Genomic DNA, 13869 nt, shown 5'->3' on the forward strand with positions numbered 1-13869 from the left:
GGCCCATGATCGCCAGACGCAGGCCGCTGGCATTCAACGGCGCCATGCTCGGCATCGCCTGCATGCTGGCCTTTGCTGCGCTGCTCGTCATGCGTCCGCAACTTTCCGCGGATATGAGCGACGCGGCAGTCCTCAACCGCATCCTGCTCGTCGACAGCCTGCTGCCGCGCTCCGCCATTGCGCTCATCGCCGGCGCGGCGCTCGGGCTTTCCGGCGCCTTGCTGCAAAGGGTCCTGCGCAATCCGATTGCCGACGCCTCGACCCTCGGGATCGCTGCCGGCGCCCAGCTGGCGATGACGATCGCAGTCGGCCTCTTTCCGCTGCTCATCGGCCTGCCGCGGGAGATTTCGGCCTTTGCCGGCGGGCTAGCCGCCGTCGTCATCGTGCTGGCCCTGAGCTGGCGCCGCGGTCTCGATCCGGTCACGGTGGCGCTGTGCGGCATGATGGTGACATTGGTCGCGACCGCCCTCAGCGTCACCATCATTCTGGCGCGCGGCGAATATGCCATGTCCGTCTTCATCTGGGGCGCCGGTGCGCTGAACCAGCAAAGCTGGGACGGCGTCATCAGCCTTGGCCCTCGCCTTGCCATCGGCATTGCGGCCGCCGTGCTTTTGGTTCGCCCTCTCACGATCATGAGCCTGGACGACAAAAGCGCCAGGAGCCTCGGCCTCGCATTGCACAGCATGCGCTTCGCCGTTCTGGCTCTTGCCGTATGGCTCGCGGCCTCGGTGACGGCACAGGTCGGCATCATCGGCTTTCTCGGCCTTGCCGCGCCTCACCTCGCAAGGTTTTGCGGCGCACGCCGCACCAGGCAGCTGCTGATCGCAGCTCCGCTTGCCGGCGCCGGCCTTTTGTTTCTCACGGACTGCGCGGTGCAACTCCTTTCGCCGGGCTTCACCGATCTCGCACCGACGGGCGCGGCAACCGCGCTTCTCGGCGGGCCGCTGTTGCTTCTGCTGCTGCCACGGCTGCATTCGGCCCATGCGCTGCGTGCTGGCGGCGCTCCCCTCGTGCGGCGGACGCTCATCGCGCCCAATCGAGCCCTGGCCCTGCTCGCCCTCGGCTTCATGCTCCTCATTGCGTTGGCCTTGTCGGTTGGGCGCAACGTCGATAGCTGGCAGGCGGCCATCGGCAGTCAATTCTGGGAGCTTCTGCCCTTCCGCCTGCCGCGCACGCTCGTCTCGGCCACAGCGGGCGCCATGCTGGCCGCAGCGGGCTTCATCATGCAGCGATTGACCGGCAATCCGCTTGCGAGCCCCGAGGTTCTGGGCGTCAGCGCCGGCGGGGGCGCAGGTCTGACGGCGGCACTTTTCCTGTTTTCGTTCCCTTCGCCCGCAATCACGATCACGGCGATGACGATCGGCGCGCTCATCGCCTTTCTTGCCATGCTGGCGATCAGCGCCCGCGGCGGCTTCGGCCCGGAACGTCTGCTTCTCTCCGGCATTGCGATCGGCGCCCTCTGCATGGCGATCGTCACGGTCGTTCTCGCCCGCGGCGATCTGCGCGGCTACCTGCTGCTGACCTGGCTTTCGGGCTCCACCAACCGTGCCGGCTCGTTCGAGGCGTGGACCGGCATCGTCGCGGTTGGCCTCCTTATCCCGCTATTGCCCATCCTGCGGCGGTGGTTCGATGTCCTGCCGCTCGGCGGCGGCGTCGCACGCTCCGTCGGCCTGCCGGTTGCAATCAGCCGGCTCCTTCTGTCGGTTCTGGCCGCCCTCCTGACCGCCATCCCGTCGTTCCTCGTCGGCCCTCTCAGCCTGACCGGGCTGATCGCACCGCATCTCGCCCGGCTCGTCGGCTTCCGCCAGACCGGCAAGCAACTGGCCGCCAGCCTCTTGTTTGGCGCCATGCTGCTGACGCTCGCCGATTGGCTGTCGCGCATGGTGATCTTTCCCTATGAGGTTCCCGTCGGCCTGTTCGCGGCCCTGATCGGCGGTCCCTATCTCATCTGGTTCCTGACCCGCAAGGAGACTAAGCAATGATGCATGCCAGGGATTTTACCGCTTCCGGCGTTGCCACGCACAGGGACGCAGGCCAATTGCTGGACCAGTTCTGCGCGCGTTTTGCCGAGCACGTCACGATCAGGCGACGCGCGGCGGGGGCCCGCCTCGAAACCGTCATCGGCAGCGCCGACATCGCCGTCAGCAACGACCGCCTCGATATCAAGCTGCGTTGCCCGACCGCGGCCATGCTCTTTACCGTGCGCAGCATGGTCGCCGAAAACCTTTTCGAACTTTCCGCCGGCCATGCGCTCGATCTGAACTGGGCTGACGGGCCGCAGCCGTCCGCTATTCCGAACTTCCGCGAGGTCACAGTCGTCGATGCCTTTAACGTTACGCCGCACATGCGCCGCGTCGTGGTCGCTACCGATGACGTCAGCTATTTCTGCGAGGGCGGGCTGCATGTCCGCCTGCTCATTCCGCCGAAGGGCCGCGAGCCTGTCTGGCCGCATGCGGAGCCGGACGGCCGCATACATTGGCCGAAAGGCGACGATGCGCTGACCATCCGCGCCTATACGATCCGCAGCATCGATCGCGCCCGCGGTGAAATGAGCATCGATTTCCTTGTGCACGAAGGCGACAACGTTCCGGGCGCGACATGGGCGATGACCGCGCGCAACGGCGATCGCGCCGGTTTGATAGGTCCCGGCGGCGGCGGCGTGCCGGCGGCAGGCAAACTGGTTCTGGCAGGCGATGAAACCGCATTGCCCGCCATCGCCCGGATCGCGGCGGCCATGCCTGCCGAAGCAAATCTGCGCATCTTTCTCGAAGTCGCCGACAGGCAAGAGGAGCAGCCGCTGACCTCGGAGGCGGCGATGGACGTCACATGGCTGCATCGCAATGGCGCGGCGGCCGGGACGACGGATACGCTGGAGCGCATCCTGCGGGATATCGTGCCCGCCTGCGATCCTGAAACTTTCGTCTGGGCCGCCTGCGAACAGAAACAGGCGCGTGCCATCCGCACCTTCGTCAAGAGCGGCTTGGCAAGGGATCCCGGCACTTTCAGCATCGCCGCCTATTGGCAGCGCTGACGAGGAGATATCCGGGTTGCGGCAGAGCGCCCCGGAACTCCGGCAACCGTCAATCGCTTCGCAACGCCATGGTCCGGCCACGCGATCTCGGCATCGCCCGGCGGCTGATGCCGGGGCCGATTGCCAGCGGCCGCAGAAGCGCTTTGCCCTCACTGATAACTAGCCGTATGATTTCTCCTCTTGAGCACCGGGGAGGGATCGGGACGGATGGAGGCTGCAGGCGGGAAGGTTCAATTGAGTTATGGCGTCGAGCCCGGCATTCGCTTTGCCGTCCTGCTCGATGGCCATGGCGGTTGCCGTGAAATCGGCGCGGCGGGTCTGCAGCGCTGGACTCCCGAAGAGGGCGTTCTTTGGGTTCACCTCGAACGGGACCACGATGCGGCGGCGACATGGGTGACGAGCAGCGGCGGCTTCGATCCCCTCGTTTCCGATGCGCTTTTGGAAGATGAATCCCGCCCGCGCGTGGAGCCGGTCGACGATGGCCTGCTGATCATTCTTCGCGGCGTCTGCGCCTCCCCTCCCCAGGAAGCGGACGAAACGGCCGAAGAGCTCGATCTCGTGCCGCTTCATGCCTGGGTGGACGAGCACCGTGTCGTGACGCTCCGCGACAGCGGGCACTACATCACCGCGCTTCGCGACATTCGCCAGGCTCTCGGAAAAGGCAAGGGGCCGAAACGTGCCGGCGAGTTGCTTGCGCTCGTCAGCGACAAACTCGTGAGGGACCTGGAACCCGTTTTGGACCAGATGGACGAGGAGGTGGACGAACTGGACGAGCTGATCTTCCATGGCGAGGCTGCCGAGGTCCGCGAACGTCTGAAATTGCTTCGCAGACGGGCGGTGCAGCTGCGGCGCTATCTTTCTCCGCAACGCGATGCCCTGACCCGCATCGAGCACGACGATGCGCCATGGCTTACCGAGCGCGACAAGCTGCGGATGCGCGAGGTCATCGACAAGCTGATGCGCTGCATCGAATATCTGGACGCGATCCGCGACCGGACAAGCATTCTGCACGACGACCTTTCCACCGTCATCAGCGAGCGCATTGCCCGCAACTCCAACCGGCTTGCCGCGCTTGCCGCCCTGCTTCTGCCGCCCAGCGTCGTCGCCGGCCTCTTCGGCATGAACGTCGGCGGTATTCCCGGCGTCAACGATACATGGGCGTTCATCGTCATCGTCGCGCTGGTCGCCATCACCTCCATCGTCACGCTTTACGTATTGAAACGCGTCAACTGGCTTTGATCGCATCGGAACCGCCGACGTCCCTGCGGCGTTCTCCATTTATTGCATCCAAGGGGTTGATACCATGCATCGCCAAGCATGCCTCCTCGCAATTCTCGCCGGGCTCTGCACCGCGATACCCGCCGCAGCCGACGAAGCCGGATTCCTGCAGCCGCTCAACGGCAACTGGACAGGAACGGGCAAGGTGCTGCGCAAGATCGGCGGCGCACCCATCAATGTCTCCTGCAAATTCAATATCAGCGCACCGGGTTCCTCGATTTCGATGAAGGGCAATTGCCGCGGCCTTCTGGTCGTCAATCGTCCGATCTCCGCCGAGCTGGCGGCACGAGGAACACGCTATTCCGGCACCTATATCGGCCCGTCCGGCGCGGCGTCGCAGCTGTCGGGCACTCGGCAGGGCAGCGTCATCAATCTGGCGGTCCGCTGGGCACGTCCGGTCAATGGCGACCGGAATGCCAGCATGACGATCCGAAGGCAGGGCGGCAGCCAGCTGACCATCGAGACCATCGACAAGGACCGGACCTCCGGCAAATCGGTCGTGACGAGCGAGATCGACCTGCGGCGGCAATGACGATCCGGCAATCGGACAGGGAACGGGAGCCTGAAACATCAAGGGCGTCGCAGTGCCAAGCCTTACAGCCTGCTTGACTCCATTGGAACAATATGAGAACATAAAAGGAACATATGGAGATATCCATGACCAAAGCCGAACAAGTCATCGAACGTGCAATGGCCTTTGTCGCTGTCTCGAAGGCGCTTCGGGAGCGCGAACAGGAACGTCGCGCCAACTGGACGCGCCGGGTCGAAATCAGCCGGCCGCTACCGCCCCTGCCACGCGCCGTTCAGCTTTCGTTGAAACTCGACAGCTGAAGCGGCGGAGGCGGTACAGCACCCGGCAGACTGTGAAGCGCCCGCCTTTCGGCGGGCGCTCCGCTATCGCGCTTCAGCTTCATCAAGCCTTGATGAACTCGAGCAGGTCGGCATTGATGACATCGGCATGGGTAGTCGCCATGCCATGCGGGAAGCCCTTGTAGGTCTTCAGCGTGCCGTGCTTGAGAAGCTTGATGGACAGCAGCGCCGAATCCGCGATCGGAACGATCTGGTCGTCCTCGCCATGCATGACGAGCGTCGGCACAGCGATCTTCTGCAGGTCCTCGGTAAAATCGGTTTCCGAGAAGGCCTTGATGCAATCGTAGTGCGCCTTGGCGCCGCCCATCATGCCCTGCCGCCACCAGTTCCGGATCACGCCCTGGCTGACCTTCGCATCCGGCCGGTTGAAGCCGTAGAAGGGACCCGTCGGTATGTCGAGGAAGAATTGCGCCCGATTGGCGAGGAGGGCCGCGCGGAAGCCATCGAAGACTTCGATCGGCAAGCCGCCCGGGTTCTTGTCCGATTTGACCATGATCGGCGGCACGGCGCCGATCAGCACGGCCTTGGCGACGCGGCCCTTGCCGGCGCGGGCAACATAGTGGGCAACCTCGCCGCCACCCGTCGAGTGGCCGATGTGAACCGCATTCTTGAGGTCAAGATGCTCGGCAAGATCCGCGACATCGGCAGCATAGGTATCCATCTCGTTGCCGGTCTCCGTCTGGCTGGAGCGGCCATGGCCGCGGCGATCGTGCGCGATCACGCGATAGCCCTTTTCCAGAAAGAACATCATCTGCGCGTCCCAATCGTCGGAACTCAACGGCCATCCATGATGGAAGACGAGCGGCTGGGCATCGCGGGAACCCCAGTCCTTGTAGAAGATCTGAGTGCCGTCTTTGGTGGTGATCGTGCTGCTGCTCATTGTGTCCTTACCTTTCGAAGATGGTTGCTTTGTAGAGGCTTGTGCAGATTGAGCGAAGGGGGTGGCCGCAGCGGCGGCAAGGCCGAGCCCGGCTGCCATAACCCCTCGGCGGGTAGCTTGATGGATCGACTGGCTCATTTCAATCTCCGCTTTTTGTTATCACACGATTTATTGTCGCGATAAAATATGCATATGCCCTTCGACCCCTTCTGTCTACAATAAAATTATTTTGCGATTATTTATCGCTATATATAAATAGAGGAATTGCGGGCAAGCTGCCGAACATGTGGCAAACCGCCTTGCCTCCGATTACCCCTGATTGTGAAAAGACGGCCGACCCGCGCTTTACTGCGCAGGCTTGTCGGCGAAATGCGCGATCGCGAATTCCGCAACCTTGCCGATCGCCTTCTGCGCATCGCTGAGCCAGAAGGGGAAAATCTGCCATTGATGGATCATCCCCGGCCAGATTTCCACGCTCGCATTGCCGCCCGCCTGCCGTATCTTGTCCGCCAGCCGCATGCCGTCATCGAGCAGCGTCTCATGCGAGCCGACCTGGATCAGCAACGGCGGAAAGCCGGAAAAATTGCCGTAGAGGGGCGATATGTCCGGATCGGCAGGAGATCGATCCCCGGCGAATGCACCGGCGATCAGGGCCAGCTCGCTCTTGCCCATGAACGGATCGCTGGACGCGTTGGCAGTCAACGACGCCCCCGTCGCGGAAAAGTCGGCAATCGGGCTCATCGCCACCACGGCTGCAGGAAGCGTTCCCCTAAGACGCAGCTGGTTCAGGACGACTTCGATCGCCAGCGTCGCTCCCACCGACTCGCCGGCGACGACGATGTTGCCGGGCTTGTATCCCGACGTCAGGAGCCAGCGGAAAGCTGCGACCGCATCGTCTCTTTGCGCGGGAAAGCCATTTTCGGGCGCGAGGCGGTAGTCGATCAGCAGCACGTCGGCCGAAGCCGCTTTGGCAAGTGCGGCAGCGACGTTTCGGTGCGTTCTGAGCGAGCCGCTATAGAAGCCGCCGCCATGCAGATAGAGGATCGCGCGCCGGCCGATCGGGTGATGCAGCCGCGCGGGCCAGATCAGATTGCCGTCCACGCCGTTGGCATCGACGCGCCGGATCTGCACGCGCGTCGGATCGGGTGTCGATGCCATGAGCGCCTCGAAGCGGGCCCTCCTCTGGCGAAGATCGGGGCCGGACATGGCGCCACTGTCGCGCAATGTGCCGACCAGCATCTCGACCTGCTGGATCGATGCCTTCGTCTGCGGCGCCATCTCGGGCATCTCGGCAGCAACGGCCCAAGATACCGGCAGAAGGGTTGCGGCACTTACGACGATCGCCGCCATGACAAAACGGGACCCATAGCGAAATGGTCGGAACTCGTTCATAAGAGCAGCCTTTTCCAGCAACCGAACACGACATCGCAAGGCTACGGTCGCAGAAACACGGTTCGTGTCAAGCGGGAGGGACGGCGGGAAAGGCCGATAGGGTCAGCGGTTCGCTCGCCTGCCTTCGGCCCACCATTGCGCTCAGATGATTGTGCGGGCCGATGTGGGCGGGTCAGCCGGCCCGGCGATTTGCATGCGACAGGCGAGCCATGATTGCTTCTCTTGCCGCTCGCGAACCGGAAAGACGCTGCCTTGTGGTCTTCAGCACATCCGCGCTTGCCTCGTCGGGTGTTCCCGAGTGGAACGGCGGTTCCGGCGCATATTCCAGTGAAAGCTGGATCTCCTCGGCTTCTCGCTGGCCACCCAGGGCTGCGACGATGGTCAAGCCGAAATCGATGCCGGCGGTAACGCCGCCCGCGGTGAAGAGATTGCCGTCCCGAACGACGCGGCCGGGCGTGGCGATCGCTCCGAAGCCGGCAAGAAAATCATGCGCGTTCCAGTGGGTCGTCGCTCTTTTGCCTTCCAACAGGCCCGCGGCGCCAAGGACAAGGGAGCCGGTGCAAACGGATGTCACGAAACGCGCCCCGGCCGCCTGCGTCCGCACGAATGACAGAACGGCGTCATCTTCGAGCAAGGCATTGACACCGCCGCCGCCCGGCACGCAGACGACATCCAGCTGCGGGCATTCCGCAAAGCTCGTCGTCGGCTGCAACACCAGTTTTGTCGCCGAAATGATCGGATCCTTATCTTTCCAGACCAGATGAACCTCGGCATTTTCCATGGAAGCGAATATCTCATAGGGCGCGGTCAGATCGAGTTGCTGGACGCCGGGAAAGGCAAGCAGGCCGAAACGGATAGTCATGACGGATCTCCAATGATTGACACCGGCAAGCTTATTCGACAACACTCTGGCGTATTTGCCAAACCACCGCCATTTTGTGCCAATCATGCGCCGCATCGAAATTCTCGCCTTCGACAACGCACAGCTGCTCGATATCACCGGGCCGCTGCAGGTCTTCACCAGCGCCAATGAGGCCGCAGTCGAAGCTGGGCTGGCAAGACCCTATGACGCAATCGCCGTCGCCATGGGAACGCAGACGAGAACCACTTCCGGCCTTGCGCTCGTAACGATCCCTCTTGGCGATGCGGACGGCCCGATCGATACGCTGATCGTCGCAGGCGGCTGGGGTGTCAACAAGGCCTGCGAGGAGGGCACCCTGCTCGAATGGATACGCAGACGATCGGCAAGCGCCCGGCGCACCGCCTGCGTCTGCAGCGGCGCCTTTCTTCTCGCCGAAGCCGGGCTTCTGGATGGGCGGCGTGCCGCAACCCATTGGAATCGCTGCGATGAATTCGCGCGACGCTTTCCAAAGGTAAGGCTTGAACCCGACCCCATCTTCGTTCAGGACGGATCGATTTGGAGTTCGGCCGGCGTGACGGCCGGCATCGATCTTTCGCTCGCCCTGGTGGAAGCGGACCTCGGGCGCAAGCTGGCCCTTGCAGTTGCGCGCGAGCTTGTCGTCTTTCTCAAGCGTCCCGGCGGCCAGGCGCAATTCAGTTCGGCGCTGCGCCTGCAGGAAAACGGCGAGCGCTTCGATCGTCTGCACGCCTGGATCACGGATAATTTGCGCGCCGACCTTTCGCTGCCGGCGCTGGCCGAACAGGCGAATATGAGCGCCCGCAGCTTTTCCCGCCATTATCTGAAGGCGACCGGCCGCACGCCGGCGCGAGCCGTGGAGGAGATCCGCATCGAAGCCGCGCGCCGTCTTCTGGAAGAAGGCCTGACGGTGCATCAGGTGCGCATGCGATGCGGTTTCAGTTCGGAAGAAACCATGCGGCGCAACTTCGTGCGAAAATTCGGCACCACGCCGCAGGCGTTCCGCGATCATTTCGCCTAATGCCATTCCAGGACCCGCCGCGATCTGGCTCGCTCCGGAGCAAGCTGAGCTGCCTTGCACAAATAGTGCCGCGGCAATCTTCCGAAACCGGTTCAGTCATCATAGTCTGACCGAACCGGATTCAGGACAAGGCTAAGCAGAATGGCGACGCACCGCTTCTCCCCCACCGTGTATCACAATGTCATCGGCTCGCTGCCGCCGGCCTTGCATATCGCCGACGGCGATACGGTCGTGACCGAAACGCTCGATGCCGCCGGCTACGACAAGCACGACACTCACCGCATCTCCGGCCCCAATCCGATGAACGGGCCGATCTTCGTCGAGGGCGCGGAACCGGGCGATGCCCTCAAGGTCGAGATTCTTGCCATGCGGCCGACGCGCGATACGGGCTTCACCCGCAGCGTCGTCGCGAGCAATGTGGTCGATCCGCAGGACGTGCGCGCCTTGCCGGAGAGTAAAAAGGCCATCTGGCAGATCGACCGCGAGGCACTGACGACACGGCTGGCCGAGCCCGTAGCGGGTCTCGAAACCCTGACCCTGCCGCTCTCGCCGATGATCGGCTGCTTCGGGGTCGCGCCCTCGCTCGGCCAGGCCATATCGACCGCCACCAGCGGCGAGTTCGGCGGCAATATGGACTATCGCCTGCTCGGGCCGGGCACGACCGTCTGGTTTCCGGTATTCGCGCCCGGCGCACTCTTCTTCCTGGGCGATTGCCATGCGGTGCAGGGAGACGGCGAGATCGTCGGCACCGGGATCGAAACCACCTTCGAGGTCACTGTCCGGCTAAGCGTGGAAAAGAAAAAGACGATCGTCTGGCCGCGCGGCGAGACGGCCGACGATATTTTCACCATCGGCAATGCCCGGCCGCTCGACCAGGCCCTGCAGCACGCGACCAGCGAGATGCTGCGCTGGCTTGGCGCCGACTATGGCCTGGACAAGACGGCCGCCAGCCATCTGCTCGGTCAGGTCGTGCGCTATGACGTCGGCAACGTCTTCGACCCCGCCTACACCATGGCCTGCCGGGTTTCGAAAAACTGGCTCAAGCGCCGTTAGAGCCATTCCGGGAAAAGCGCGCAGCGGCTTTCCGTCCGGAATCGCGTGCAAACAAAGAGATAGAGCGGTTTGGCGATTCCGGGAAACCCGGAACCGCTCGAGGCTCCAGGGCCTCAGCTTGCATCCAGCGACTGATCGCGCCGCTGGCGCGAGACGTTGCTCTCCTGCCGCTCGCGCGCCATGCGGCTGACGGCAGCGCGCAATTGCGGGTGCCGCGACATGAACAGGTTGAAATCGCGACGGTCCAGCACGAAGAGCTGACAGAAATCGACGGCGACGACATCGGCCGTGCGGCGCGCGCCCGTCAACAGCGCCATTTCGCCGAAGAAGGAACCGGCGCCGAGCGGAATCTCCTCGTCCTCCAGCTGCACTTCCACGGCGCCGGACGCGATGAAGAACATGCTGTCGCCGCGATCACCGGTACGAATGACACGGTCGCCCGGCGAGGCCGAGCGCGGCCGGAAGAGCAGCAGAAGCTCCTCGTGCGCATTGTCGTCGAGCTCGGCGAACATCGGAAAGGTTTCGATAAGCTGCTCGATCTCGAGATGATGCTGGCGATCCCGTTCCTCGCGCTGCTTGTTGATGACGGCCAACTGGCGGCGCAGGCTTTCCTGCTTGGCCATGCCGTATTTGTTCGCCAGAAACGGCCAACGGGAGAACGCCCATTTTTCCAGCTTTTCGGTGGCGAAGAAGGCCAGCGGGTTGAGCGTGATCGACAGGATCGCCCCGGCAAGGATGAGATCCTGCCCTTCCCGCGTCAGCAGTCCCAGCGAAACGCCGAGCCCCGCGAGAATGAAGGAGAATTCGCCGATCTGCGCAAGACCCGCCGCCACCGCGAAGCCGATGCTGGCGGGATAGCGCAGCAACAGCACGACGCAGAAAGCGATCAACGACTTGCCGAGCATGATGAGCGCAAGCACGCCGATAATCATCAGCGGCTCGCGGATCAGCACCGACGGATCGAAGAGCATGCCGACGGACACGAAAAACAGAACGGAAAATGCATTCTGCAATGGCAGGGAGTCGGCAGCAGCCCTGTGGCTGAGATGCGATTCGCTCATCACGAGGCCGGCAAAGAAGGCACCGAGCGCGAAGGAAACGCCGAATATCTGGGCCGCGCCGAACGCAATGCCGAGCGCGATCGCCAGCACCGACAGGGTGAAGAGCTCGCGCGAGCCCGTACGGGCAACGGATGTCAGAAGCCAGGGCACGATGCGCGGGCCGATGAAGATGGCCACAGCCGCAAACGCCGCCACCTTGACCAGCGTCATGCCGATGGTCAGCCAGATGGAGCCGGAAGCGGCATGCTCGCCGTCATCGCCGTGTCCGCCCAGAACACCGGCAAAGGCCGGCAGCAGGACGAGCGCGAGCACCATGGCCAGATCCTCGACGATCAGCCAGCCGACGGCGACGCGGCCATTGGTCGAACTGACAAGATTGCGTTCTTCGAGAGCCTTGAGCAACACGACGGTACTGGCAACGGCAAGGCTCAGGCCGAGAACCAGGCCCGCGCCGACGCTCCAGCCCCAAAGCGATGTCAAGCCGACACCCAGCAACGTCGCGATTGCAATCTGTCCGATGGCGCCGGGAATCGCGACGCCGCGCACAGCCAGCAGATCTGCGGCCGAAAAATGCAGGCCGACGCCGAACATCAGCAGGATCACGCCGATTTCGGCCAATTGCGATGCCAGCGAAACGTCGGCGACAAAACCGGGAGTGGAGGAGCCGATGATGACGCCCGCCACCAGATAACCGACCAGCGGCGGCAGATGCAGCCTGTCGGCAAGATAGCCGAAAACAGCCGCAAACACGAAGCCGGCGGCAATCAATGCGATCAATGCAACGTCGTGCGGCACGGCTGTCCTTCCCGTTTCACGGCGTTAAAGCCTGTTTCCTTTGATGAAGGCTACCTAGCACCGCTTTTGCCGGACCGTCTACGGGGTGCCGCGAAGCGGGAGGGAAACATCGCCTTGCCGAGACAAGGCGATGCGAAGTCCGGAGCCTACTGCTCCAGGACGATCTGTAATTTGACGTCCGTCGGCCGGGCTTCGACGGCACGGTCGAAAGCCTTGATGGAATCCTCGAAACCGAAGGTTTCGGAGATCAGCGGCTTGAGATCGACGCGGCCGGAGGCGATCAGCGCGATGGAACGCTCATACTGGTGCGCGTAACGGAAGACCGTCTCGATGCGGATTTCCTTCGTCGATGCCGTCGAAACATCGAAGCCGACCGGATTGACCGGCAAGCCGACGGCGACGATGACGCCGCCCGGGCGCGGAAGCGCCATGACGGTCTCCCAGGCCTTCGGCGACCCCGAGCATTCGAAGACGACATCCGCGCCCCAGCCGTCGGTCAGGCGATCGACCTCCTCGATGAGATCCTTCTCGCGAATATTGACGGGGATGACGCCCTGATACTGGGCGGCGATATCGAGCTTCGGCTGGGCCAGATCGGCAACGATCGCCCGCGCGCAACCGCCGGCAAGGGCCGCAACCGCCACCATGATGCCGATCGGGCCGGCGCCAAGCACCACGGCCGTATCGCCGGGGGTGATGCGCGCCTTGGTGGCGGCCTGCATACCGACGGCGAACGGCTCGACCATCGCGCCCTCGGCAAAGCTGACATTGTCCGGCAGCTTGAAGGTGTAGTTGGCGGGATGGACGACGAAAGGCGTCAGCACGCCATGGATCGGCGGCGTTGCCCAGAACGTAACGGCGGGATCGACATTGTACATGCCGAGCCGGCTGGCCTTGGAATTTGCGTCGGGAATGCCGGGCTCCATGCAGACGCGATCCCCGACCTTCAGATGCGTTACGCCGGCGCCGACTTCGACGACGGTGCCCGCCGCCTCGTGGCCGAGCACCATCGGCTCATTGACGATGAACGGACCGATTTTGCCGTGCGTATAGTAATGCACGTCGGACCCGCAGACGCCGACCGTGTGGATCTTGATCTTCACCTTGCCCGGTCCGACCTCCTGCGGCAGATCGATATCACGGATCGCCAGTTCATGCTGGCGTTCCAACACCAGGGCACGCATCTTGCTCATTGCCACTTCCTCTTTCCAAAGCAACCGATCGTCCCGGATCAGCAGGGACGAAATTCTTAGCCGTTATACCGCCTGAACGGGCGCCGCAAAACGATCTTCATGCAATCTCTTCAAAATTGTCGAGCGCCCGATTGCGAGCGGATAGGTATTCGGCTCCAATATTAGGCAATACTTATTGCTTAACACCCTATTGCCGATATTGACTGGAGTTCCATTTCTTGCCTTTTTAACGGGCGAGGAGAAGGAGGGGCTCATCATGGCAGTATATGACTGGACCGGTCAGCGTGCCCGCCGGATAAAGATGTTGCGTGCGGCGAGCTTTGCAATGCTTCTGATCATTCTGATGGCGATACCCGCGATCTTGCTGCACTACAATCTGATCCACTATCCGCACTGAGCGTCATTTCGAGAACGATTG

The 13869-nt window shown here is 63.1% G+C and carries 13 protein-coding genes; 8 read left to right on the forward strand and 5 right to left on the reverse strand.

Annotated elements, in window-relative coordinates; translation table 11 throughout:
- Positions 1–5: 5 nt before the first annotated feature.
- From fhuB to ACJJVH_RS24940, 5 genes are all read left to right on the forward strand, one after another.
- Entirely contained in the window at positions 6–1982 is a 1977-nt protein-coding gene (fhuB, locus tag ACJJVH_RS24920; RefSeq protein ID WP_412065433.1) for a Fe(3+)-hydroxamate ABC transporter permease FhuB, read from the forward strand.
- Positions 1979–3031: a DUF2218 domain-containing protein gene (locus ACJJVH_RS24925; protein WP_412065434.1), complete on the forward strand. Its 1053-nt coding sequence runs from the start codon at positions 1979–1981 to the stop codon at positions 3029–3031. Before fhuB ends, ACJJVH_RS24925 begins: the two co-directional genes overlap by 4 nt.
- Before the next feature lie 207 nt (positions 3032–3238).
- Positions 3239–4270 carry a CorA family divalent cation transporter gene (locus ACJJVH_RS24930; RefSeq protein ID WP_113357719.1) on the forward strand — a complete coding sequence of 344 codons (1032 nt, stop codon included), beginning with the start codon at positions 3239–3241 and terminating at the stop codon, positions 4268–4270.
- 64 nt (positions 4271–4334) lie between these two features.
- Positions 4335–4841, forward strand: coding sequence for a hypothetical protein (locus ACJJVH_RS24935; protein ID WP_113357720.1), 507 nt, complete (start codon positions 4335–4337; stop codon positions 4839–4841).
- 125 nt (positions 4842–4966) lie between these two features.
- Positions 4967–5140 carry a hypothetical protein gene (locus tag ACJJVH_RS24940; protein WP_412065435.1) on the forward strand — a complete coding sequence of 58 codons (174 nt, stop codon included), beginning with the start codon at positions 4967–4969 and terminating at the stop codon, positions 5138–5140.
- Between the two features lie 82 nt (positions 5141–5222).
- Here the strand turns inward: ACJJVH_RS24940 and ACJJVH_RS24945 are convergent, their stop codons facing one another.
- The 3 genes from ACJJVH_RS24945 to ACJJVH_RS24955 form a co-directional block, all read right to left on the reverse strand.
- Positions 5223–6197: an alpha/beta fold hydrolase gene (locus tag ACJJVH_RS24945; RefSeq protein ID WP_412065436.1), complete on the reverse strand. Its 975-nt coding sequence runs from the start codon at positions 6195–6197 to the stop codon at positions 5223–5225.
- A 207-nt stretch (positions 6198–6404) separates the two neighbouring features.
- Positions 6405–7451 (reverse strand): alpha/beta hydrolase, encoded by a 1047-nt coding sequence (locus ACJJVH_RS24950; protein WP_412065437.1) that lies wholly within the window; start codon positions 7449–7451, stop codon positions 6405–6407.
- A gap of 172 nt (positions 7452–7623) precedes the next feature.
- Positions 7624–8313, reverse strand: coding sequence for a DJ-1/PfpI family protein (locus ACJJVH_RS24955; protein WP_112800099.1), 690 nt, complete (start codon positions 8311–8313; stop codon positions 7624–7626).
- 85 nt (positions 8314–8398) lie between these two features.
- Between ACJJVH_RS24955 and ACJJVH_RS24960 the strand changes: the two genes are divergently transcribed.
- Both ACJJVH_RS24960 and ACJJVH_RS24965 read left to right on the forward strand, forming a co-directional pair.
- Entirely contained in the window at positions 8399–9349 is a 951-nt protein-coding gene (locus ACJJVH_RS24960; protein ID WP_412065438.1) for a GlxA family transcriptional regulator, read from the forward strand.
- Between the two features lie 141 nt (positions 9350–9490).
- Positions 9491–10402: an acetamidase/formamidase family protein gene (locus tag ACJJVH_RS24965; RefSeq protein ID WP_113384034.1), complete on the forward strand. Its 912-nt coding sequence runs from the start codon at positions 9491–9493 to the stop codon at positions 10400–10402.
- 113 nt (positions 10403–10515) lie between these two features.
- On the opposite strand, the gene ACJJVH_RS24970 is transcribed toward ACJJVH_RS24965, so the two are convergent.
- On the reverse strand, positions 10516–12258 hold the full coding sequence (locus ACJJVH_RS24970; RefSeq protein WP_412065439.1) for a cation:proton antiporter: 1743 nt from the start codon (positions 12256–12258) through the stop codon (positions 10516–10518).
- 146 nt (positions 12259–12404) lie between these two features.
- Positions 12405–13451: an NAD(P)-dependent alcohol dehydrogenase gene (locus tag ACJJVH_RS24975; RefSeq protein WP_112798467.1), complete on the reverse strand. Its 1047-nt coding sequence runs from the start codon at positions 13449–13451 to the stop codon at positions 12405–12407.
- 256 nt (positions 13452–13707) lie between these two features.
- Here ACJJVH_RS24975 and ACJJVH_RS24980 point away from each other — a divergent pair, with 256 nt between their 5' ends.
- On the forward strand, positions 13708–13848 hold the full coding sequence (locus ACJJVH_RS24980) for a hypothetical protein (RefSeq protein WP_162751180.1): 141 nt from the start codon (positions 13708–13710) through the stop codon (positions 13846–13848).
- The last annotated feature ends 21 nt before the right edge of the window (positions 13849–13869 follow it).

Origin of the sequence: Rhizobium sp. SYY.PMSO, assembly GCF_046840415.1 — a bacterium.
GTDB lineage: Bacteria > Pseudomonadota > Alphaproteobacteria > Rhizobiales > Rhizobiaceae > Rhizobium.